Consider the following 23,936-nt stretch of genomic DNA (forward strand, 5'->3'; position numbering starts at 1 on the left):
AATTATAGATGGGGTGAGTAATTTGCTTATTTTTACCCATGAGATTCCTAACTTGACCAACATTACAGCATCTGTGCCATTTTGTCAGGAGGATTTGTATTGTTAGGAAGAAACTCAGCTGGCTGGGATGGTGGAAAAAGGGTCTTTCTTGGTTATGTTTATAGATGCTTTTGGGCTTTCTGTAGAGGATGTTGTGGAATGTCAGCGTCAAATTTTTCCCAAAGTCCAGGAATTACGTCAACAATATTTTTCATTGACATAATTTGATAAATATGTATATAAATCCAATTAAATTCCTCAGAAAAACCTGAAAATTCCGATTAGGCATACAATATGCAGAAGTATTGGAAAAGAAGAATCTAGGCTAAAACTGAGAAAAATTTGTGCTGGATATTAAGCAAATACGGGAAAATCCCCAACTAGTCCAAGAAAAACTGAATCATCGTGGTGGTAACTACGATATTCAACCCCTAGTGGCGTTAAATCAACAACAGCGTGAACTGGAAGCGAAACGCAGCCAACTTCAAGCACGTAGTAATGAAATTGCCAAGCAAATACCTGAGAAAATCAAAGCAGGTAGTGACCCCAAGGGGGAAGAAATTCAAGCTTTGAAAGCAGAAGGTAGCTCAATTAAAGCTGAAATTGCCACCTTGGAACCCCAAGAAAAGGAAATTGTTGCCCAAATTAGTGAATTGATTTTGGCAATCCCTAACTTACCCAGTGACTCCACACCGATTGGTAAGGGTGAAGAAGAAAATGTTGAAGTTCGACGCTGGGGAGATGAATTAATTCGCCAGGATTCCCAGGTATTACCCCATTGGGAAATTGCCGAAAAACTTGGTATTTTGAATACCGAACGTGCAGTTAAAGTTGCTCAAAGTCGTTTTATCACTTTGATTGGTGCTGGTGCGGCTTTAGAAAGAGCGCTAATTCAATTCATGCTCGATCGCCAGATTGCTGCTGGTTATATTGAAGTTAGTCCACCCATCCTAGTTAATACTGATTCTCTCACCGCCACGGGACAGTTACCTAAATTCGCCGAAGAAAGCTTTAAATGTGCTGACGATGATTTATGGTTAATTCCTACAGCAGAAGTACCCGTAACTAATCTCTATCGCGGAGAAATTATTCCCGGTGAAGAGCTACCGATTTACCATTGTGCTTATACTCCCTGTTTTCGGCGTGAAGCAGGTAGTTATGGACGAGATATGCGCGGTTTAATTCGTCTCCACCAGTTCAACAAGGTAGAGTTAGTGAAATTTGTCCACCCCAGTACTTCCTTTGAGGAGTTAGAAAAATTGGTGGCAAATGCAGAAGCAATTTTGCAAGGTTTAGAACTGCCCTATCGAGTCATCGAATTATGTACAGGGGATATTGGTTTTTCCTCGACTAAAACCTATGACTTGGAGGTATGGCTACCTGCTTCTGGGAAATATCGGGAAATTTCCAGTTGTTCTAACTTTGTAGATTTTCAAGCACGTCGTGCAGATATTCGCTTCAAGGAATCAGGAAAAAAGGGTACACAATTTGTCCATACCCTGAATGGTTCCGGTTTAGCTGTGGGTAGAACCATGGCAGCGATATTAGAAAATTATCAACAAAGTGATGGTACTGTACGTATCCCGTCAGCCTTACAACCCTACCTAGGAAGGGAGATTTTGTAGTCAAGACAGGGAAACACAAGGGGGAAGGGGGAAAGGGAAAAGTTATTTTTGTTAACTGTCAACTCTTACCCATCACCCATCACCCACCACTAATTACCTAATTCTTGACGCTTCCTTTAAAATTAGAAGAGTCTAGGTGATTTGTTTCCATTTATTTTTTCTATGTCAGTTTTAGCGGCGATCGCAGTCTTAGCTGTTTTAATCCTGGTTCATGAATTAGGTCATTTTATTGCAGCTCGGTCTCAAGGTATTCATGTCAATCGGTTTTCCCTGGGTTTTGGTCCAGTGATTTGGAAATATCAGGGTGAGGAAACAGAGTATGCTGTCCGTGCTTTCCCCCTGGGTGGATTTGTCGGTTTCCCAGATGATGATCCTGATTGTTCCATTCCAGCTAATGATCCCAATTTGTTGCGAAATCGTCCCATTTTAGATCGGGCGATCGTTATCAGTGCTGGGGTAATTGCGAATTTAATCTTTGCCTATTTTCTTCTAGTTGGGCAAGTCGCTTTTGTCGGTATTGCCCAAGCAACAGAACCAGGAGTTTTGATTCAAGAATTAGCCCCTGATGCTAGTCTAGTTGCTACCAATGCTGGCATTAAAGCTGGAGATATTATCATTGCGGCAAATAATCAAAAATTTGGCACATCGCTCCAAGAAATCGAAAATTTACGAGACATCATCAAAAATAACCCTGGTAATTCCATTCAAATAGGTATTTTACGGGGGAGTGAAAACCTGACGTTGACAGTGACTCCAGAAGCGAAAGCTAATGGTGGCAGCATCGGTATCAAACTGTCTAATAATGGGCGAATTGTTCGCAAAGCTGTAAAAAATCCAGTAGAAGCATTCAACCAAGGAGCTACCGAATTTCAGCGAATTATTACCATGACTTTTTCGGGATTTAAGCAACTAATCACCAACTTTGGTGAAACTGCTAGTCAAGTTGCTGGACCCGTGAAAATTGTGGAAATTGGCGCAAATATCGCCCAAAACGATACTGGTAGTTTATTCTACTTTGGCGCTTTAATTAGCATTAATCTGGCAATCATTAATATTCTCCCCCTACCAGCCCTAGATGGCGGACAACTTGCTTTCCTATTCATTGAAGGATTAAGGGGTAAACCCTTGCCGAACCGGATTCAAGAAGGTGTCATGCAAACTGGTTTAATGTTACTGTTAGGCTTAGGTATTTTTCTGATTGTGAAGGAAACCACGCAGTTGCAGTGGGTACAGAAGTTATTTCAGTGAACAGTACAGCCAAGAGATTAACGAAAAAGCAACGGGCGCTAGAAATTCTCGCACGCCTGAAGTTGCTTTATCCTGATGCCACCTGTTCTTTAAATTACTCCACCCCCATCCAGTTACTGGTGGCAACAATTCTTTCCGCTCAATGCACCGACGAACGAGTAAATATGGTGACACCTGCCCTGTTTGCTCGGTTTCCGGATGCTGCCACTATGGCTGCGGCTGATTTGACTGAGTTAGAAACCCTTGTCCGCTCTACGGGGTTTTATCGTAACAAGGCAAAAAATATTCAAGCCGCCTGCCAGAAAATTGTCCGGGAATTTGGGGGTGAAATCCCTCCGCAAATGGAACTGTTAATTCAGCTACCAGGTGTCGCGCGCAAAACTGCAAATGTCGTCTTGGCACATGCTTTTGGGATTAATGCTGGGGTCACAGTTGATACTCATGTGAAACGTTTAACTCAACGCCTTGGTCTAACGAAGCACACGGATCCGGTTAACATTGAGAAAGATTTGATGCGGTTGTTACCTCAACAAGATTGGGAAAATTGGTCAATTCGTTTGATATATCATGGTCGGGCAGTGTGTAAAGCCAGAAAACCCCATTGTGATACTTGTCAATTTGTTGATTTATGTCCTTCTCGAGAGTATTGATTGAGTTTGTTGGTAAGAGTGGGATAAAAAATCCATAAATTTACCTTGAACTCACTCAGACAGGAAGAAATCACCTAAGATGGAAAATGCTGTCAAATTTTAGTTTTTGGATGTATGGCAAAAAAAAGTATGATTGAGCGCGAGAAGAAACGCGCGAAGTTAGTAGAAAAGTATGCTGCAAAGCGGGAAGCTTTGTTAGAAGAATTTAGAACTGCGGAATCTCCCTTAGACAAATTAGAGATTCACCGTCAGATTCAACAATTACCCCGCAACAGTGCCCCCTGTCGTCGTCACAACCGTTGCTGGCTTACAGGTCGTCCTAGAGGTGTTTACCGCGACTTTGGACTATCTCGTAACGTTTTGCGGGAATGGGCACACGAAGGGCTGTTACCAGGGGTTGTGAAGTCTAGTTGGTAAAGGATTAGAGATTGAGAAGTTGGGATTGCTTAGTCTAATTTAATCACTGTTAAATTTTGACTTAGACCCCAATCTCCAAAAATCGTAGATTCTATTGACCACAACACTTATCAATTCCCAGGCTTTCTAAAAGTAGATCGCTAACAGCGTTGGCGATCGCAAATTCTCCATAAAAGCTTTTGGAGAAATCAAAGGACTGCATTTCTGTGACAATGGCAATGACCAAGCAACCTAGGTCATTTTCCCCTTCCATTCTTTGACGTTTAAATATTTGAGCAGCACGTTCGGCGATAGTTTCATTGACTGCTTCAGGAAGAAATTCTGTGTCTAGCCAATGCTGCAAACGTTCTTGTAACCATTTTGACTCCTGTTGGGGATTCATGGCAGGTGGCAGGGTAATAGATGGAATTGGTTCAGTCATTATGAATATGGAAAAACAGAATACAGCGAAACAGAATAGTTATGGGTTTGGTTGCTAATTGCTAAGAGTTGTGATTCAGCCATTAGCAATCAGTACTGTGTCTTGATTTATTCTATGCAATACGATGTTAAAGCTATTGTTCAAGGCTATGCCCAAGGTTATTTTCTCATGGCAGATGAAGATAATCTCTTGGGTTGGTATAGTAGCCGCGATCGCACTCTTATACCCCTGGATGCACGCTTCCATTACCCAACCTCTCTACGACGGGTATTAAATCAGCAAAGATTCACCACTGCTGTAAATCGTGATTTTGCCGCAGTTGTGGAAGGATGTGCCAATCGAGATACTACTTGGATATCTCCAGAACTGAAAGATATTTACCATATTCTCCATCAAAATGGTTGGGCACACAGTTTTGAAACTTGGCAGGGAGATGAACTTGCTGGAGGTATTTTAGGCATAGTGATTGGAGGTGCTTTTATTGGCGAATCAATGTTTTATCGCATTCCCGATGGCTCAAAAGTCGCAATGGTAAAGCTTGTCGAAAGATTGCGGGAAAGAAATTTCCTCTTATTTGATGCTCAAATGATGAATCCCCATCTGCAAAGGTTTGGTGCATACCCTATGTCAGATGAGGATTATCAAAATTTACTTTGTCAAGCATTGCAACGGCAATGTGTACTAGATTGAGAAAGGTTACAGGAAGTATCGCTAATTACTGACACTTTCATCCCCTGTATGGAGAAATTGGAGAAATTAGAAAATTCTCTTTTCCCCTGCTCCCCTGTTGCCTTAATTAACGTTAGTTCGATGAGCTTGGATACTTGGATAAATCGAAAAAAAAACTGTCCCAACGGGGATTATACATCCCTGTCTCATATCCAAAGTCCATTAAAAATGGACTCGAAATACAAATTGAATCCTTTGCTATCAGTCCTCTTGTAGAGGACTTCAGCTATTAGACGACGATTTCTAATCGCTGTCTAGAACCGTTGAACTCACGTTTAATTACAAGTATTCAACTGGAGGTGATATTAAATCTGGGGATGATTTTGTTGATGTTTGTAATACTTGTGCCCAACTAACACCATAGTCAAAAATCCCCACAGTAAAATACCTTGAAAACCTAACATGACGCTACTAATCGGTATAGAAGCTACACAGGCAACACCGATCGCCCTCGCACCTGCCAAGAAAGTATCTATTTTGACCTCACTGAATTGAAAAACAGTATACAGGAGTGTCATCAATGCACTGAGGTAGAAAATTGCTCCAAACCAACCTAAGGTAAAAAATGTGTCTAAAAAACCACTATCAATGACGATGGGTACGAGGATTCCTTTCTCATTCACAGTAAATGTATTGCCAACGCCATTACCCAAATAATTACTTAAAGCTTTACTTAAACCATCTGCATAAATGTCTTGTCGGGCGGTGGCACTACTATCATCTTCTAAATTAGTAAAGGTTTGTAAGCGTTTACCAATAACATCAGAAAAAGGTTCAATGGTGGTAAGGGGAATTACACAAATTCCTAAAGCGACAACAGTTACAATCAGACGCATCTGAATATGTTGCTTCAAGGAACTGAGTAACATCATTAACCCAATTAACCAACATCCCCACATTGTTCGCACCAAAGTCAGCAGGAAAGATAAGTATCCAACCATTGCCGCAGGTACTTTGATCGCTGTCTTGGCGTTAGTGAATAATAGTAATAATCCAGCTGTCAGCATTGTCGAAAAGGGACCAGGAGATGCCATCGTACTCCAAACCCGAATTTGCATAGGCTCTGGACGACCAAAAGCTCCTAATTTAGTACTAATTAACCAGAATCTGTCCCATTCTGGTGCAACTAAATACTGATAGATGCCATAGGCTCCAGTTACAAACACTGCCCAGACAAACACCCGTTGTAGAGTATCTCGGTATTGGGGATAATAGCGCCAATTTAATAATAAATAACAACTGAAGCTAATCGGTGTCAGCCAGTCTAACATCCCACGAGCGGCGGTGAAAGCTGAAGTCTTAATAAAACCGACTAGGAAACCATAGAAGATACCTAACAGCGCTAATACAAACGGTAAACCACCAAGACGGGGAATTTTGGGTAAATTCATCAAGGTGGGATAAAGAGTGATTAAATTAGCGAGGTACTGGGAAATGAGGATGAAACGACTTTCATCAAAGGTGGAGCGGGAATCGATGAGACGGGATAGGAATGGTGTAATGAACCACAGCCAAAAACAAAAACCCGTATACATCAAGGGGTAGCGGATATATAGGAATATGGCTATCAAAAATGTGATGAGAACATATCCTGGACGAAATATGCTCCCTAATCCACCTGCAATACACACGGTGGAAAATAGCACTAGCCCCATAATTGCTAGCCATGCGAGTATGGGCTGTTTCTCGATGATGACGTTATTTTGAGAAGATTGGGCTGGTAACACCTGTCTATCGATCATATTATATTTAGTTAATTATACGTAAATATCAAAAACTTATATTTATTTTGTACAAAGGTTATGCCCAAGTTGTAGTTGGCAAACTACATAATGATGCAATAGTTTTTGAGGTGGGAAGCTAATAAAGCACAATTACAAGCCTGACAACTCCACTACAGCACTTTTAAATCTTATTAATTAGCCAAAATCTATTTTTACCTTCTAAATATTTACTCTAACTTTTACTCCTTAACCCTTCTTCTGCTGTCAATAGTGGCAACTCAGGATTTTTACTACCTTCATGATAGGTTTGCCATCCTTGCCAACGTCCTTGCAGAGATGCCAACCATTTTCGCCAAACAATATTTCCTTGTTTCGGGTAAAGTCGCAATACTTGTAATAAGCCAAAGGCATCCCTAGTGCCAATAAATACAGCCCAGAGGATAAATACCAACTGACGTAGTGGTGAGAGATATTCTAGTAGGGCTAGGGTTTCGTTATGAACTGCGTTCGTGAGAGCGAGTTGGTTAAAAGAATCACGCTGATCTTCGTCAAATCTTTGGGCTGGGAAATGATCAACTGCGATCGCGGGATCATAGATTAATTTCCATCCCCGGTGTTTCAGTTTTAAACTAAAGGCAAGTTCAAAATGAACCTGAGCGCCAGTACCTAGCATTCTTTCGTCGAAGTGCATTCCGGCGATCGCGCTACGTCGAAAAGCCATATTCACTCCCTTGAGAACATCGACTTCCCGAACTGTACCGACTCCGAGATGGTGATTGCCAATCACCCTACCGCACCATTGCAGCTTACCAACTATCTCCCTTTCCCCGGGTTCTTTGATTTTGCCGTTGACATATTGCCAATCTTTGCCACCAACTCCGCCAATATGACTATCACTGAGAAAATAATCTTCTATTTTGGCAAACCAATCACGATGGGGAGCAGAGTCATCATCGGTAAAGGCAACAATATCACCTGTAGCAGCATCTAACCCTGCATTCATCGCTGCGACAACACCGGGAACTTTGACTGTAACTGTTTGTAAGGGTAAGTCTTGACTATTAAATCCCTGGAGAAAATCCCAGGTTTGGTTATCGGTATCTCTAACTACTACAATTACTTGGTCGGCTGGACGAATTTGGGTTTGTAAAGCTTGTAAACAGTTGATTAAATCTGAAACACGTCGGTAGGTGGGAATAACAATTGTAATTTTCATTACAACTCCTAGTGGGCGATAGAGGTAGTAGATAGGTATGAAGTCGTAACTGCTGGAGTCGGAGAATTGACTGTCGCCAGTTCTTCAAATAACTGAATGTAATTGTCTGCCATGTTTGCCCAGGTATTTTGTTCTGCGACGCGACGACTGGCTAGACTCATTTGCTCTCGTAATTGGCGATCGCCCTGAAGTTGACTCATCGCTGCGGCTAGTCCGGCAATGTCATCGGAATTTGATAAAACAAAACCACATTCGGATGTGACTAATTCTGCACCCCCAGCAGAGGTAGCAGTAATCACTGGTAAACCTGATGCCATTGCTTCTAACATCACTAGGGTACAGGCTTCATAGCGAGAGGGGAAGATGAAACAGTCTACAGCTTGCATAATTTGGGCAATATCTCGACGAAAACCCAAAAAATGGACGCGATCGCTAATACCTAGTTCCTGAGCCAGGGCAGGATAGGGACTATCTGTGGTATTCCCTGCTACTGCTAAATGCATTTCAGGAACTTGTACCAGGGCTTTGAGAATGGTATCTAAATTCTTGCGATTAGTGCGAATATCCCCAGCAAATAGCCCCATGGTGACATTTTCCGGTAACCCGTATTCTTGGCGACTTCTATTCCCGGGGACAAATTCCTCTGTATCTACACCATTAATAATTACCCGTACCTGTTCTTCAGGTAAACCCACTTCGGTAATTAATTCCTGGCGAATTTTATCGGAGACGGCGATCGCTACTTTAGCTCTCGGAAATATCTGTTTTTCCCAGTAGGCATTTAAAGCGCTGTACAGCCAATGATACAGCCCATAGATATTCTTATTCACCCGTGCTGTATGTACAGGAGATTTTAACCAAGCGCTATGAATAAAATGGGCTACATTGACATCACAAGCAGCAGATGTTACCGCACCACAGACTTTGACAATATCAAATTCCTGACGATGCTCTTTCAACCAAGCAGCGCTCTTGCGGGAAAAGGCAATTTCACTTAGTAGTTGGGCTGGGTAATTGGGAATATCAAAATGTATCCATGTCACCTGGGGATGCATCTGTAATTCTGGAGCAATTTTCTTACAAACCAGGGTTAAATGATGTCCACGACGAATTGCTCCCCAAACAATTTCATAGTTTACCCGTCCTTGACCATCACCCTTCATCACATAGGGCGTGACAATACAAATTTTCATGTTTTTAACTGACTTATGAATATTTTGCTAAATCAATGAGTGTCAGGAAGTTTGTTGGTTGCAAAAAACTTCACTGAGTTTAGAAATGTCTATTTTCTTTCAGGAAAATATTCTAAAGACATATAGTTAGAAACTAAACCCATGGTTTGAAATAATTTGTCAAACCCTTTAATACCGCCTGTTTTTAGTGAATGTGCCGCAGTATGTACAGATGCAATGAGTAGGAATAGCAATGCCTTGATTTTCTCTGTTTCTGTTGAGAAATAGCGTTTGAAAGTCACATAAATTCTAGAAGCTTCATGATAGGGTTGATAAAAGTCTCGATTTATCTCCGAAGGTAAATGTACGTTTACAGCTTCTGGACAAATTGTAATTTTGTAACCTTGCTTAACCGCTCTAGTTGTAAAATCTACTTCATCACAACCATAAACTAACTTCTGATCAAATAAGACTTTATCAAATACTTCTCTAGGAAAAACAGCACTATTAATCACTACAGTTTTAATTTCATCCCCTGTTTGATAGGGAACTCGTTGATAACCAAGAAAATCTTGATCGTGGGGAAAGATTAAATCTTCATAGTGGTTGAGTTGAGGTCCAGTAACGATGACTTTACTAATATCAACTGCCGTTTTTGTACTATATGTTTGTAGATGTTGTAAAGCTTGGGCGAGGAAGTTTTCCCCTAAAATTACATCATCATCAATGAATAAAACATGGGAACCCTTGACTGCATTTAAGGCGTTGTTCCGATTTGCTCCCAATCCTAATCTCGGACCAGCTAAATATCTTACATGAGTATATTCTGACTTCACTAATTCTGCGGTAACTTCATCGGTGCTATCATCGGAAACAATAATTTCAAAATATGGATAGGTCGATGTTTCCAAAGAATTGAGAGCTTGACGTAAATTATCTGGACGATTGCGGGTGCAAATACAAACTGAAACTTTAAAATTCTCTATCATAGACATATGTTTTTCCTCTAGTGCTATTGTCTGAGATAAGTGATTTATCGTAACTTAAAAACGACTGGCTAAGGATGGAGGAAAAAAGCTTAATATTAGTGCGACAAGGGTTCTAAGACTAAACTTTTCCCGCAGCGATCGCCAAAAGTAAGGACGCGCTACCTCGGGTTTTTTGGCTCGCATTAAACCAATACCCAAAGTTGTACTAATATGGTTTTTTTTCTGTTGAAAGAAATCATGAAATTCTCGTAAATTAGTATCTTTCAACAACTGCTGATAACAGAATAAATCGGCTTCTGCCTTTTTAATTTTGGATTGATAATTACTTTTTCCACTTTGCTGAGTATCAGTATTCTCATGCTCACGATAATTCGTCAGTTTCTCTGGTACAAAATAAGCTCCTAAACCGGAATGACAGCAAAGATAATTGATAAATATATCCCAAGAACCACCCACCTCTGCCGGAATTTTTGACCATTCCACCACATCACGACGAATCACAGATGCTGTTGCCGAAGAAACTGCACCATCAACTAAAGCTTGTTTAATAAATGGTTGATATATACCCTCTGATAAATTAGCCCGATGAAAGGCTTGAGAATATTCCTCGGTTAAAGTATAGTTAATACTACCATCGCCGTTAATCACGTAATGGTCGCAAAATGCTAAGGCTAAATCAGGATTGGCTTCTAAATTGGGAACTAATTTAGCTAAAAAATCAGGCTCCCAAACGTCATCATCTAAGAGGAAGGCAATATATTTACCCTGAGCTTTTTGTGCTGCTCCCATGGTATTTTGGAACATTCCCAAATTTTGGGTATTGCGAAAAAAACGAATTCGAGAGTCGGCAAAGGAATTAATAATTTCCTGGGGATTTTGTTCACTACAATTATCAGAAACAATAATCTCAATATTCTGATAGGTTTGTTGGATAGCACTCCTCAAAGCTATCTGTAAGTACTCCGGACGATTATAGGTAGGAGTAATCACACTGACTAAAGGAGTGGAATTGTGGTTTGGCATTCTTGAACTCTCCTGACACTATTTGAACTACTGCTACGTACCAGTGTTTTCCGGATATACATCAGAGTATTTTTGACTTTCAGTAATATTCAGGGTGAATAGTCAGTATATTTAACCAGCATCCCTGTCAACCATAGTTAACCTGTTTGCCCTAGTTGATGCTGCATCTGATGGTATTTCCAAAGTTTACCCTTAAGCTGGAGTAAATCTTGATACTTGCCTTGCTCAACTATTTGCCCAGCTTCCAAGACTACAACTTTATCAGCTTGAGCAATTGTTGATAGTCGGTGCGCGATCGCAATCACTGTTCTACCTGCCGAGAGTTTTTCCAGAGATTCCTGGATTAATTTTTCTGATACCGAGTCTAATGCACTAGTTGCCTCATCTAAGATGAGAATTTCTGGATCCCTTAATAAAGCACGAGCGATCGCAATTCTTTGTCTTTGTCCACCTGATAAGCGCACACCGCGATCGCCTAAAATAGTATTAAATCCATCAGGCATTTGTTCAACAAATTCTAAAGCATTTGCCTGTTTCGCCGCTTCTCGAATTTCTGCCTCTGTAGCTTCTGGTGTTCCGTAAGCAATGTTATCCCAAACCGAAGCATTGAAAATGAAGGTATCTTGACTAACTACTGCCATTCTCCGACGCAGAGAGTTAATTTCATACTCCCTCAAATCAACCCCATCAACAAATACATGACCCTCAGTCGGATCATGAAATCTCGGAATTAAATCCGCAAGGGTTGTTTTACCAGCCCCTGAACCACCCACCAATGCGGTCATCTTACCCCGTTCAATGGTAAGTTTAATCCCACTCAGCACCAAATTTTCTGTATCATAACCAAAATCAACAGATACTAAGTCTATGGCATGACGAAACTTACTAAACTGAATATTGCCATTTTCAAAATAGTGCTGATTATTAATTTGTAAAGCGCTTTTAATTGCCTCCAAGGAACCAGTTAATGTACTCATAAATGCAAATGTGCTATTCAGTTCCTGAATGTTAGGAACAGCACGGAATAACACGAAGAAAAATGTCAGTAATGGTCCAGGATTTAAGGTGAATTTTGTAAAAGCAACAATAATCAGAACAATCAATACCGTTGTAGAAATTACCTCGGCGATCGGTTTTACTAAACTCCAAGCCATGACGACTTTCATCGAAGCGTCTAATTGTTCGTCACTAGCTTGGTAAAAACGTCGTCTCTCAAATTCTTGCGTCCCACAAGCGTGGACAGTTCTGACACCGTTAATAAACTCTGAAGCCCTAGAATTGAAATTTGCATTAGCTTCGGAAATCCCAAAACTACTCTCTCTAACCCTCGCATTTAAATTTGATAAGCCTGCCGCTAATAGGGAAAAAACTAAAAGACAAACTATAGATAACTGCCACGAGATAAAAAACATCGAAATCCCGTAAACTATGACAGTTAAGCTCCTGGTAAAAATATACGATACAGCGCCAAAACCTGTCTTAATCCTCTCAACCTCTGTTGTGATAACATTCATAATTTCGCCAGATCTTGTTTTGGCAAAATAACTCAGAGGTACTGCCTGCAATTGCTCAAATACTTGCAGACGCAAACGATTGGCTAAATTTAATTGAGCTGACTCCGTATAGATGCCCCCAAAATAGTTAAAAGTAGCCCGCATCCAAGTACTCAAAAGAATAAAGGCAGAAATTAGATATAAAGGATTAATCGATGTGCTACTAATCCAAGCATCTAAAAACTCAATACCTATCTTGGCTTTAGCGTTAGGTGTAGTTAAACTATTAAGAAACTGTAACAGGAAGCCAATACTGACACCCTCAAATGTGGCTGCAAGTATTGAGAATACAACCGCTAAAATAGTAATTTTGCGAAAGTGCTTAAACTCTCGCAATATTAAACGGTTTTGTTGCCAAAATTTACTGGCTTGGAACAACTTCCGTAATGGTTGAGGGACTTTCAAAGGCATGGCTACTTTCTACAGTGATTGCAATTAAAATATACTACTGAAAATTATACTGAGATTATAAGATACTTTATTTAGTCAAGATATTTAAGATAAACTAACTTCACTATCTGCGCAGTTATCTAATATACATCCCGATACTGCTTGAGAATTTACTTGACTATACTCAAATATTGAATAGCTAGGGTAATATCTGCAAATAAATAAAATTTCAGTAGCAAAGTTAAACATCTAAAATATCTTCACATTGTTACTGAAATTCACTTTTTTTCGACACACCTAGAGTGTTTGCCCATCTAGATGTAATATATTTTCTTCTGTCTCCATTACCAAAGTGCCAAAAACACCAGGCAATTTATTTAACTGATGTTGTTGCTCGGCTTTTAAAGATGTTCCATCAGCCAAATTCCAACAACGAGTACCGACAAGAGCCATATCCCCCCGTAAAACATTCAACAACAGAGGTAGATTCTCTAAGCCATACTTACGCATCCATTTTCCCAAAACAGTTACTGTTGGGTTCTTTTCCTCAGTCAAGTGACCAACACATCGAGTACGAAACTTCAAGATTTGGAATAGTCTTCCTCTTTCCCCGATACACCATTCACGTTCCCAGAGAGTACCAGGGGAATATATAGCTATTAAACCCATCAGAACCAAGATCACAGGACTGGAAATCACCAGCAAGACTAGTGCCAAAACCCAGTCAATCAATCGCTTCGAGATTTCCCATACCGGACTGCTATATCTTGATGTCTTTTTCGCTTTAGGTAGGTGAAGATATATCGGTTTTCCTGCCTCTACACAAGCATCTGCCCACATTTCAACTTTAGCTGCTCCCAATTTGGGGTCAATGCGGACTAAACTTGCAGGGGAGTGCTTCAAACAATCTACCAAAGACTGTTTCTGTTCTAATGAAGACAAATATGGCTGTTTTAATTGACCGGGAGTCATCACTAACAGTTGACCTTGTCGCCACTGAAGTGTACAGTAAGCCCGCTTTTCTTGGCTTTGTTGGGTCACAACGCGATAGTCATCTAAATGAGGAATTATTGAAGTAGTCATAATTTATCTGCTTTTATAGGGTGGTAGAGTGCAAGCCTGATGCACAAATTCGTGAACAATAGCCAGTTTGAAGCGCGCTGTGCATCGACCTTCAAACAATTATTTGAGAAATATAGAGCGGAAGATAGGATAAATTAACTTAAAGTTTTGCAAACCTCAATATCTTTACTTGTGATAGGTAGGTATACAAAACCTAGATATGCGATTTCCGAAAAACTTCCGTAATTTCCACTTTATTTTTTTGACACAGGTCGTGTTTTGATTACTCAATCTCTAGGATATAGGAAGACATGGCAGCCGTCGTCATTTTACCTGCATTCTTTATTCACTCTTTAAATAATTACCAAGTTTTGTGTAAATTATTAAGTTAATATGAATTGTGTAGAGAGTGATAATACGTAAATTGTATATCCTTTCATATCAACTGATTTTAACATAAATACTTGAAATATATGAATAGGATATGAAGGCACATGGAGTAGAATAGGGAGATTAAGTTAGGTACTAACTCCTAAATGATTAAACTTCATATTTTTCCTAGTTTAATGTCGAATTAATTTAGCAGTTTTTGAATAATTTTGATTTTAGATGTTTGGATTATCAACAAAATAAAATTTCATATTTATAATTAATCTCAATCCTGTTAATTTTTGAAATTTTAAAATATTAAATAAAATCTTTATAGATATGTATCTTATAACTATTATTGATGATTTATATCGTTTTTTAGAATATATAGTACAAGCCTGTAATATTTACTGCCACTGATTCTTATCCCCTTATAACTATACAGAACACTTTATTCACTCAAAAAATATACTATAATAAAAACTAGATATTTATAATAAAAATATAATTTTAAGTGATGTTTCAAGCATATACCCAGACATTCAAAATCATATTTGATAATTAGACAACAAAAAAAGACTTAGTTATAAAACTAAATCTTACAATTGTTTTTTAGATATCACATTTAAGTTAGTAAGTAATAGATGATTCATTCTTGCAAATGCATGAATGATAGCAACTATCTCGAAATATGTGATAGATTCTCATGCCTGATACGGTGTCATCTCTGAAAAAGATTGATTTTCCAAAAATGGATAACCACAGGAAAAATATGTCCTACCAAGCAGTAAGAGCTTTCTGCACACAACTTGTCTTTCCTATCTCAAAGACTTTTTACTTTTCCATTGCTTGTTGTAAAGCTAATGAATGTTGTTTGGCGTAGGGGACGTATGTACTATTGTTACCGCCTCCATTTGCCACAACTCCAATCAGGTTCAGTTTACTGAGCATAGTGGTAGCTTGGGACATTTGTGTGCGAGTGACTTTGCCAATACTTGCCACCATAACGACACTTTGACAAGAGGATGCAGTTAACAGGGCATCTACTAAACCAAGTACAGGAGGCGCATCAATTAAAACTAAGTCATAGTTTTCTTCAAATGCTGCCATCAGTTGTCCCATTCGTGGGGAACTTAGTAGGTTTGCAGGGTCAGCTGGTTGTGGACCAGCAGTAAGAATGTCAATGAAAGAAGAGCCTAAGGATTGAACACCAATTTGATCGGGTAAGTTGGTATCATTTGCCAAGATGGTTGACAAACCCTGTTCATTCGGCAAGTTGAGCTGTTTGTGTAAACTGGGGTCTCGTAAATTTGCGTCAATTAATAGTACTCGTTTGTGAAGACGAGCAGCACTCATTGCTAAACCTAAGGCAAGGGCAGATTTACTATCATCCGGTAAAGCAGAAGTAATCATCAAAGATTTAGAGGAGGCAACTGAACTTACCAACTCAATATTTTTAAAGATTAAGTCTATGGATTCCCAACGTAAGGGTGATTGTAGTACCTGTACTGTCCAAGGTGCGGATGAAAGTTCTGGTTTACCGAAGGGCAATTTAATTAAAGATTCCCTATTCTTCGCAGGTAACAGTCTGGGAGTGACACCCAATACAGGTAAAGCCACTTGCTTCTCTAATTCCGCAGTACTATGTACGGAATCATCAGAAGCTTCACGTAAAAATGCCGCGACACCACCTAACATTAAACCTACAACAGCACCTAGCAAGAGGTTTTGTTGCACATTGGGACCGACATAATCACCTTTATTCGGTTGTTCTACAATTTCCCAGTTGTAACCACCCTTTGCCAACTGTTGAGTTAATTCCTGTTCAGATTTGCGTAAAGATTGCAATCTTTCACGTACTAGTTGTTCTTGAGGTTTGAGTCGGCTGTATTCGGCTAAAATAGCCGGAAAACCTTTGAGTTGAGAATTTATCTCCTGTTCTCTTTGGGCTAAACTCTTGTCACGAGCTGCCAAGGAAAGCATGGATGTTTGTGTATCCACCAATTGACTCGCCAAGGTTAAATCAATTTGTCCTAGTTGTCCTTGGTTGAGAATACTGCTACTGGTAACACTACTAGCTTCTGTTGATTGTCCTCCAAGAGTTCGTCCTGCTTCCTGTTTGAGAAGTGCTAATTGACTATCCCGTTGTTCAACCAGCTTTTTCACTTGGGGAGTTTCGTCTGTAAATCGTAGACGTTCCTGTGCTAAGGACAACTCGGTTTTTTGAATTTCACCAAGTAGGGATTGATAGCGAGTCGATTGACTTAGACGGGAGGAAACTAGAGCATTTTGAGGGGTTTTATTAAGTTGTTGTTGTAAAGAGCTATATTTAGCTTTGGATTCTGCATACTGGGAGCGGGTTGTGCGACGCTCTTGCCGGATAGTATTTAAGGAATCTTCTAGGGATTTAGCTTGGGTTTCGGGGTCAATGAAGTTTTGATTTCTGCGGAATCTTTGGAGATTATTTTCAGCAGTAGTGAGTTCTTCACTAGTTTTCTTAATTTGACCGCGAATTACTTTTAAACCTTTATTGAGTCTGTCATCTTGCTGTTTGCGGTTATAGTCGATGTAGACTTTCTTCAGGGCAGTTAAAACTGCTTGGGTTTTCGTAGGGTCATTGGAGGTATAGTCTACCTTAAAGATTTTCGTAGCGACGTTATCTTCTTTGTTCTTAATTTGCTCTAGAAGTAAAGAACCTTTGAGTTCTCCGATTGTCATATCGGGATAGTCTTTCTGGATTGCTCCTAATGCTTCTTGTAAAAGTAAGGAACTACCCATTAATTCTAGTTGGGTTGCCGTATCAATTTGGATGGTTGTGTCTAGGACTTTACTTTCCTCTCCGCCATCGTTTGTCTTACCTTGGTAATTGGCTTCAACTAGTAATTGCATCGTGCTTTTGTACGTTGGGTCTGTGCGTTTTGTGATCACACCAGCGACTGCAATGGAAGTTAAGAATACCAGTAAAAACCAAGGAAACCTGCGTAGCAACACGGCAAACAGTTGCCCATAACCGGGTTCTGCTGCTTCATTCACTGGATTTACGTGAGGATTCAGGCTATTTTGAATCACGTTTACTATCCCTCAGATAACAAGTCAAACTATTTTGAATTTTGGATTACGGATTTAGATTAAAAAAAATGCCACTTATGTAATATGGCTAGAGAATATAAGATTTCTCTTCTTATGGAAGAGACTAATCAAAGAGTTTCTCATTTAAGAATCTGAAATCGCTGCTTAAACGGCTAATTGATGTTGATATGTCCGACAAGCTTGTTCTATAACTTGCTCAACTTGACTGAAAAAGGCTGTTTCTGAAAAGTTATTAACTGCATGATTCCGGATATCATTGTAGTTCCAAGATATGTCCCTAGCTTCTAGTAGTGCAGATTGTAAAGACTCAGGTGTTTGTCTGTTGAAGAAAACGCCTGTTTTGCCGGGTATTTGTGTATCTAGGACACCACCTGCTCCATAGGCAATGACAGGGGTTCCGCTAGCGTTTGCTTCTACTGGCACTAATCCATAATCCTCGAGGGCTGCGACTATCACTGATTTCGCGTTCGCAAACAGTTGGGTACGTTGTAGGTCAGTGACGTGTCCTAAAAACTCCACATTGCTGAGAGCTTTTGATTGTAATCTTTCGCGCTCTGGACCATTCCCTGATATTAGTAGTCTCCAACCTAACCAGTTAAAAGCTTCCACGATTATATCAAGACGTTTGTAACTAATCATCCGAGCTGAGGCAAGATAATAATCTTCTTTGGTCTCGGAAAACAGAAACTTACTAGTATCAATGGGGTAATTAATGACGATCGCCTTTTTGCCGTAAATTTCTTTGATGCGTCGGGCAACGACACTGGAGTTAGCAATATAAAGGTCTGGTTCTTGAGCGTAGGTCAAGTCTACTTTTCGCATCACGTCAAAGACTTGTTCAATCAGGGGTGCGAAGTAACGGTAGTCCCCATATTCACGTAAATAGGTTTCTGTATCCCAGAGAAAACGGGTGACGTTATGGCAAAAGCAAATATGTTTGGCTTGGGGACTTTTGCGAACAGCTTTGGCAAAGCTAGTACTACTACTAATAATTAGGTCATAGGATTGTAAATCAAGGGAGCGGAAGGCTGGAAAGTAGAAAGGAGCCATGAGGCGAAAATATTTGGCAGCGCCAGGGATATTTTGCAGAAAAGTAGTATTTACTATACGCTCTCCCAGGTCGATAGTTTGTTGCGGATCGTACAAAGATGTATAAACATCGGCATCGGGATAACGTTTGCACAGAAGTTCAAATACACGTTCTGCACCACCGCGTTGAGTGAGATAGTCATGGACTAGGGCTATTTTCATTTGATTCTCACTAAATTTGAACTGAGTTACTGTAATTTTTTGAATAGATGGGGATTTTTCGGAACCCCATATATATACTTTCAGTGTTGGAATCCTGAATTACGCGAATTTTTCAGAATATTTACTTGTTCTTTATAGTCGAGGTCTTAAAAAATATTTCGTAATCAGAGGCTGCTTGTTCAACCATGCTGGGGGGTAACCCAGGGGTTTGGGACTTATAGCTATTGATAGCTTTGAGTTTTTGTTGGTGAACTTGGTGGATAGGGAGATGGTAAGTCCTGGCTAGGTCTTGTTTTTTCAGTTTATGAAGTAATGGGTTTTGCCAAAATCCCCAAATCGGGTATTGTAATATTTCTACACTTATGCCAGATTTAGCGATCGCCTCTGTGACTATGTTGTAACTTGCCTGATGATCTGCGTGCTTATCGTACTGATAAGTAACATACACTTCTTCTGGTTGAAAGTTTTTAATGATTTCTTGAATTTTTGTCACTAACTCTTGATGTGATTCCGGTGATAAGTCAGACAATTTACTATCTTCTTGGGAGAGAAAATAAATATCTTCTGGAGTTACACCTAATACGTTTAAAGCGTCAGTTGCCTCTTGTTGGCGATGACTGATTATGTTATCTGGAGTAATCCAACTCGGTCTACCGTAACGACCATCAGTGATAAATACTACCTTAACTGGAATGCCTTGGGAACGTTTGATGGCGATCGCCCCTCCACACCCAAATGTCTCGTCATCTTCATGGGGAGCGAAAACTATAGCTTTTTTATTAGTACTGGTGATTTGCTGACTTTTGGACTTGAGAAATTTATGGGTTAATCTCAAACTGGTTTCTCGAACAATCAGAGGATTTAAAATGCGATTGAGACCGTTTTTTATTTTCCTAAGCATAGTGAACAGTGGTATGGGAAACTAAGCGCTGTTGATTTGGATGATTTGCCAAAATAGATTGTATGGTCTGATGGTAGGTAGTAGCAAACTTTTCCTGGGTATGGTTTTGTCTAGCAAATTCCCATGCACTCCTAGACATATTTTTCAACACAGATGTCGGTAATTTGGCAATCCTTTGCACAGTATTTTTGATTTCTGTGACAGAAGATTCTGGGAAAATTACACCATAGCGATCGGCAATATCTACACTTGCTTCATAACTAACAAGAGGTATTAACCCTGCGTGCATACAGTTGATCACACAACCTCCACCACCTTCGGAACAGGAAGGATAGACCACACCTAAGCAATTATTTGTGAGATTAATAAACTCCTGGCTGCCAATATCAACCCAACCAAAGGTATGAATATTTGGTGTATGGTAAAGTTCTTGATTATAGGCGGCGGCAAAATCTGTCTCTTGATTAATTGCTCCACAAATTGTCAGATGGTATTCTGGCATTTGCGAAAAAGCTTCTAAAAGCAAATCTAAACCTTTATGCACTAAACCTTTACTGCCAATCCAGAGAAAGTTCCGTCTACAAGCATCAAAATCTTTAGACTCATTCCAAGGATAGGTAAACTGACTGGAAATTGGTATGCGATAAATTGGCTTATTCGCGTAGGTAAAGGTATTAATTGTAAACTCATTACCCAAAACCGTTACATAGTCTGCATTCTCTAAAGCGTGGTTTGGGGGTTCATATCTCTGAGACTTGAGTGTGACTCCTCGGCGCTTCTGCAATGCTAATAAACGATTAGCTTCTGCGGCGTTATGGAATAATATATGTGCTGTATCTGCATGAAAAATTTTGATACAGTCTGATGATAGATAGGGATGACAACGTTGCAAATTCCAACGAGTTTCAATAAAAAACTTGTAATCTTTTTCGGGAATAAAAGCATCGTTATCGTAGCGGATAATATCAACGGCATAACCCATATTCAAAAAAGTTTGAGCTATCTGTTGACACTCCCAATATTGAGTATGATTATGAGGTAGAGATTTTAGTAAAAATGGTTCTAAAATATAGGATATTAAAACATTGCCAATCGGGCTGGTTCCTGGCTGTAATGAAATAAATCTTCTTCTTTTTTGTCTATCTTGCGTTCTTTCCTGGAAACTCTTGATAATTTCTTGTGTATTTTGGATAAATTTGAATCGCATTTATACTCCCCAAAAAATGATTTTTTTATCTAGAAGTAAGTAGGGTAAATGGATGCGATTGAGAGAAGAATCTCCCGTTTATCATATCAACGAAGAGATTCTTCACCTAACTTTAATATAATTCCAGCTTGTCAATGAATTTTAGACAGTGGCTAAAGTTTTAGCAGGGGCAAAATAGGCATTCTGTTCTGCACGTAGCTTGTCACAGAGTCTACCTTCTGGGAGTTCCACGTCATCATAGGTTAAAACCTGGTCTTTGGGAACATCGCGTTTGAGGCGACAACCTTCTGCTAATCCCATAGGTAAGAGGTTTTGCTGTTGAACTATATCTGAGTTTTCGCACTGACCATAGGTCATATAGTAGCCAATACCATCTAGGGTTTCTCCGGCTTTTAAGTCAATTTTCGCAGTTGTGACTACATCTACCAGGGGAGCGCCCACAGGACTTAAAACGTAATCCTGGAATAGAACAACACGAGCGACGGAAAGGGGTACTTCAAAATGACAGAGGTGGTAGGGGGTGTAGAAACTGTACAGGGGACCTTCACCTAGTTTATAGAGGTTGAGGTAGTGACATTGTTTGGGATCGTCATGGGTTCCAAACACAAATACCCCTGGTCCTGGTTTTGCTCCCACAACATAATCGACAATGCCACCCAATTCCTTGAGTTGGTCTACGTCATACATGTTGGTCATTTCATCAACATGACCAGAGAAGTCATACCCTAACATACCTCGCTTGGCGACTTTCATTCCAGTACCGTTAGCAACGATCGCCTGTTCAAAGGAAATTTTGGAGCCGTCCGCAAAACTGGTCACCATGTGGGCTTTTTGTCCCCAACGTTTGGCAAATGCTTCCTGGGTGGTGGGGTTACGGTAGGGGTCTTGTAAGCCCTTGATGTTACCACATAGAAGGGGAGTTAAACCAATACTTTTAACAAAACGATAGAGATTCATTTGGACACCGGGCTGATCCCCATCACAAGCGGTGAGAATCACCCCTGCTTTGTCTGCATATACCTTGAGGATGGGACCAATTGTACCGTCGAGTTCTGCGTTCATCATGATGACGTGCTTGCGGTGGGCGATCGCCTCCATAATCACATGAGCGCCAAATTCTACAGCTCCAGTAACTTCCACTAAAGCATCAATCCCTTGGGCACGACACAGTAACATCGCATCTTCGGTAATTGCGTGTTTCCCTTGGGCGATCGCTGCCTCTAATTCTTCTACTGTATTGACAATTTGTACATTATCTGAACCAGCCTCATTATATGCCCGTTGGGCAGCTTCTAAGCTACGGTTGGCGATCGCTACCAATTCCATCCCAGGAACAGAATTTAAAATTTGGTTTGCAATCCCTCTCCCCATAAAACCAGCACCAATCATGGCTACTTTCACGGGATTACCAGCTTCTGCACGAGCAGCTAAAGCAGTATCAAGAATAATCATTTAATCATCAACTCCCAAAAATATACAGCAATTATTTTCTCAGTAATATTCCTAAACTAAGCATTCTTCCTTAGTTCCGGTCAACTTTACCTGACCTTTTTGACTATGATGGGCAAAAATTTCTTCTGCCACTTGGCGATATGCAACCGCAAAGGTTTCTCTAGTATGATTTGCCCTAGCGTGTTGCCAAGCTTTTTTCGCCATAGTCTCCAACTGTTCTGTAGGCAAATTCGCCACTTTTCTGACAGCTGCCTGAATTTGTTCTACAGAAGACTCTGGGAAAATTACACCAAAATTATGCACATCAACGCTAGATTCATAGCTTACCAAGGGAATCATTCCAGCGTGCATACAGGTGATCACACAACCTCCACCACCCTCAGAGCAGGAAGGATAGACAAGTGCGGCACAACTATTGGCAATGTCGATAAATTTTTGACTGCTAATATCAACCCAACCAACGGTATGGATATTCGGTGTTTGATAAAGTTCTTTATAGTATTCTTTCTCAAAATCCGTTTCCTTTTGCACTGGACCACAAATTGTGAGGTGGTATTCCGGCATTTGAGCGAAAGCTTCTAAGACTAAATCTAATCCTTTATGAACTAAACCACCACTACCAAACCAGAGAAAATTTTGCCGACAGGTATCAAAATCTTTGCTTTCAGACCAGGGATATACAACTGGTGTAGAAATTGGGATTTTGTAAATTGGCTTGCCTAAATATTTAAATGTGTTAGCAGTGAAATCATTACCTAAAATTGTGATGCAGTCGGCATGCTCTGCTGCTAAATTAGGTCTTTCATGTCTTCGAGGTAGTAATGTTACACCCCGACGCTGTTGTAGGGCTAATAGTCTTTGAGCTTCTGCGGCATTATGGTAAGTTAGGCTAGCTGCATCTGCATGGAATATCTTAATACAATCTGGATTTAACAGGTGGGCAATGCGTTGTAAAGTCCAACGTACTTCCACGAAAAGTGTATAGTGCTTTTGGGGGACAAAAACATCGTTTTCTGAATGGATGACATCGACACAATAACCCATATCTAAATATGTTTGGACTATTTGTCGGCATTCCCAAAAGTTTGTGTGACTATTGGGAATTTCTTCTGGCTTCAGCAACAGAGGTTCTGGAAAGTAAGATATCAAAACATTGCCAATGGGTGTACCTTCTGGTTTCAAGGATACAAATTGTCGCCGATTTCGACGAGCTTCTCGTCTGCCATTGATATAATTAACTACTTTGATGAAGGCATTAAAAAATCTTTTTGCTGGCATAATATTTAGTCCTAATTAAAAGTGATAAAGCATGGTTTTGTCTGCTCAGTGATTAATGATGAATCATTAATGCTCAGACTACTGAAAATCCCTAGAAGAGGAACAGGTTTAAATCTATTCCTAACCATTA

19 protein-coding genes are annotated in these 23,936 nt (G+C 40.0%); 5 read left to right on the forward strand and 14 right to left on the reverse strand.

Annotation, left to right across the window (positions count from 1 at the left end; genetic code table 11):
• Positions 1 to 383 precede the first annotated feature (383 nt).
• From serS to rpsN, 4 genes are all read left to right on the forward strand, one after another.
• The gene (gene serS, locus IJ00_RS20040) at positions 384 to 1,664 is read left to right on the forward strand and encodes a serine--tRNA ligase (protein ID WP_035155967.1); all 1,281 of its coding nucleotides are present in this window, start codon (positions 384 to 386) and stop codon (positions 1,662 to 1,664) included.
• Positions 1,665 to 1,826: 162 nt separating this feature from the next.
• Positions 1,827 to 2,912 (forward strand): RIP metalloprotease RseP, encoded by a 1,086-nt coding sequence (rseP, locus tag IJ00_RS20045; RefSeq protein WP_035155969.1) that lies wholly within the window; start codon positions 1,827 to 1,829, stop codon positions 2,910 to 2,912.
• Positions 2,909 to 3,562, forward strand: a complete 654-nt coding sequence (nth, locus tag IJ00_RS20050) for an endonuclease III (RefSeq protein WP_201782639.1) — start codon at positions 2,909 to 2,911, stop codon at positions 3,560 to 3,562. The genes rseP and nth overlap by 4 nt, the downstream gene beginning before the upstream one ends.
• Before the next feature lie 114 nt (positions 3,563 to 3,676).
• The gene (gene rpsN, locus IJ00_RS20055; RefSeq protein WP_035155975.1) at positions 3,677 to 3,979 is read left to right on the forward strand and encodes a 30S ribosomal protein S14; all 303 of its coding nucleotides are present in this window, start codon (positions 3,677 to 3,679) and stop codon (positions 3,977 to 3,979) included.
• Between the two features lie 91 nt (positions 3,980 to 4,070).
• Here rpsN and IJ00_RS20060 read toward each other — a convergent pair whose 3' ends face one another.
• Positions 4,071 to 4,400, reverse strand: a complete 330-nt coding sequence (locus IJ00_RS20060) for a hypothetical protein (protein WP_035155978.1) — start codon at positions 4,398 to 4,400, stop codon at positions 4,071 to 4,073.
• Positions 4,401 to 4,514: 114 nt separating this feature from the next.
• On the opposite strand from IJ00_RS20060, the gene aat reads away from it, so the two are divergent.
• Positions 4,515 to 5,090: a leucyl/phenylalanyl-tRNA--protein transferase gene (aat, locus tag IJ00_RS20065; protein WP_035155981.1), complete on the forward strand. Its 576-nt coding sequence runs from the start codon at positions 4,515 to 4,517 to the stop codon at positions 5,088 to 5,090.
• Between the two features lie 344 nt (positions 5,091 to 5,434).
• Here aat and IJ00_RS20070 read toward each other — a convergent pair whose 3' ends face one another.
• From IJ00_RS20070 to IJ00_RS20130, 13 genes are all read right to left on the reverse strand, one after another.
• Complete coding sequence (locus tag IJ00_RS20070) at positions 5,435 to 6,871, reverse strand: glucose-6-phosphate isomerase (protein WP_035155984.1); 1,437 nt, start codon at positions 6,869 to 6,871, stop codon at positions 5,435 to 5,437.
• A 214-nt stretch (positions 6,872 to 7,085) separates the two neighbouring features.
• Positions 7,086 to 8,069: a glycosyltransferase family 2 protein gene (locus IJ00_RS20075; RefSeq protein ID WP_046814875.1), complete on the reverse strand. Its 984-nt coding sequence runs from the start codon at positions 8,067 to 8,069 to the stop codon at positions 7,086 to 7,088.
• Between the two features lie 8 nt (positions 8,070 to 8,077).
• Complete coding sequence (locus tag IJ00_RS20080) at positions 8,078 to 9,262, reverse strand: glycosyltransferase family 4 protein (RefSeq protein ID WP_035155986.1); 1,185 nt, start codon at positions 9,260 to 9,262, stop codon at positions 8,078 to 8,080.
• Between the two features lie 89 nt (positions 9,263 to 9,351).
• Positions 9,352 to 10,236, reverse strand: coding sequence for a glycosyltransferase family 2 protein (locus IJ00_RS20085; RefSeq protein ID WP_035155989.1), 885 nt, complete (start codon positions 10,234 to 10,236; stop codon positions 9,352 to 9,354).
• Between the two features lie 48 nt (positions 10,237 to 10,284).
• On the reverse strand, positions 10,285 to 11,253 hold the full coding sequence (locus IJ00_RS20090; RefSeq protein WP_035155992.1) for a glycosyltransferase family 2 protein: 969 nt from the start codon (positions 11,251 to 11,253) through the stop codon (positions 10,285 to 10,287).
• Between the two features lie 137 nt (positions 11,254 to 11,390).
• Complete coding sequence (gene hepA, locus IJ00_RS20095; protein ID WP_035155998.1) at positions 11,391 to 13,217, reverse strand: heterocyst formation ABC transporter subunit HepA; 1,827 nt, start codon at positions 13,215 to 13,217, stop codon at positions 11,391 to 11,393.
• A gap of 276 nt (positions 13,218 to 13,493) precedes the next feature.
• The gene (gene hepC / locus IJ00_RS20100; protein ID WP_035155999.1) at positions 13,494 to 14,279 is read right to left on the reverse strand and encodes a heterocyst development glycosyltransferase HepC; all 786 of its coding nucleotides are present in this window, start codon (positions 14,277 to 14,279) and stop codon (positions 13,494 to 13,496) included.
• 1,182 nt (positions 14,280 to 15,461) lie between these two features.
• Positions 15,462 to 17,696: a polysaccharide biosynthesis tyrosine autokinase gene (locus tag IJ00_RS20105; RefSeq protein ID WP_035156000.1), complete on the reverse strand. Its 2,235-nt coding sequence runs from the start codon at positions 17,694 to 17,696 to the stop codon at positions 15,462 to 15,464.
• Between the two features lie 165 nt (positions 17,697 to 17,861).
• Positions 17,862 to 18,968 carry a glycosyltransferase gene (locus IJ00_RS20110; protein WP_035156002.1) on the reverse strand — a complete coding sequence of 369 codons (1,107 nt, stop codon included), beginning with the start codon at positions 18,966 to 18,968 and terminating at the stop codon, positions 17,862 to 17,864.
• A gap of 121 nt (positions 18,969 to 19,089) precedes the next feature.
• Positions 19,090 to 19,869: a PIG-L deacetylase family protein gene (locus IJ00_RS20115; RefSeq protein ID WP_035156003.1), complete on the reverse strand. Its 780-nt coding sequence runs from the start codon at positions 19,867 to 19,869 to the stop codon at positions 19,090 to 19,092.
• Positions 19,862 to 21,076 carry a glycosyltransferase gene (locus IJ00_RS20120; protein ID WP_046814876.1) on the reverse strand — a complete coding sequence of 405 codons (1,215 nt, stop codon included), beginning with the start codon at positions 21,074 to 21,076 and terminating at the stop codon, positions 19,862 to 19,864. The genes IJ00_RS20115 and IJ00_RS20120 overlap by 8 nt, the downstream gene beginning before the upstream one ends.
• A gap of 141 nt (positions 21,077 to 21,217) precedes the next feature.
• The gene (locus tag IJ00_RS20125; RefSeq protein ID WP_035156005.1) at positions 21,218 to 22,528 is read right to left on the reverse strand and encodes an NAD(P)H-dependent oxidoreductase; all 1,311 of its coding nucleotides are present in this window, start codon (positions 22,526 to 22,528) and stop codon (positions 21,218 to 21,220) included.
• Between the two features lie 51 nt (positions 22,529 to 22,579).
• Positions 22,580 to 23,806 carry a glycosyltransferase gene (locus IJ00_RS20130; RefSeq protein ID WP_046814877.1) on the reverse strand — a complete coding sequence of 409 codons (1,227 nt, stop codon included), beginning with the start codon at positions 23,804 to 23,806 and terminating at the stop codon, positions 22,580 to 22,582.
• Positions 23,807 to 23,936 lie beyond the last annotated feature (130 nt).

Origin of the sequence: Calothrix sp. 336/3, from assembly GCF_000734895.2 — a bacterium.
GTDB lineage: Bacteria > Cyanobacteriota > Cyanobacteriia > Cyanobacteriales > Nostocaceae > 336-3.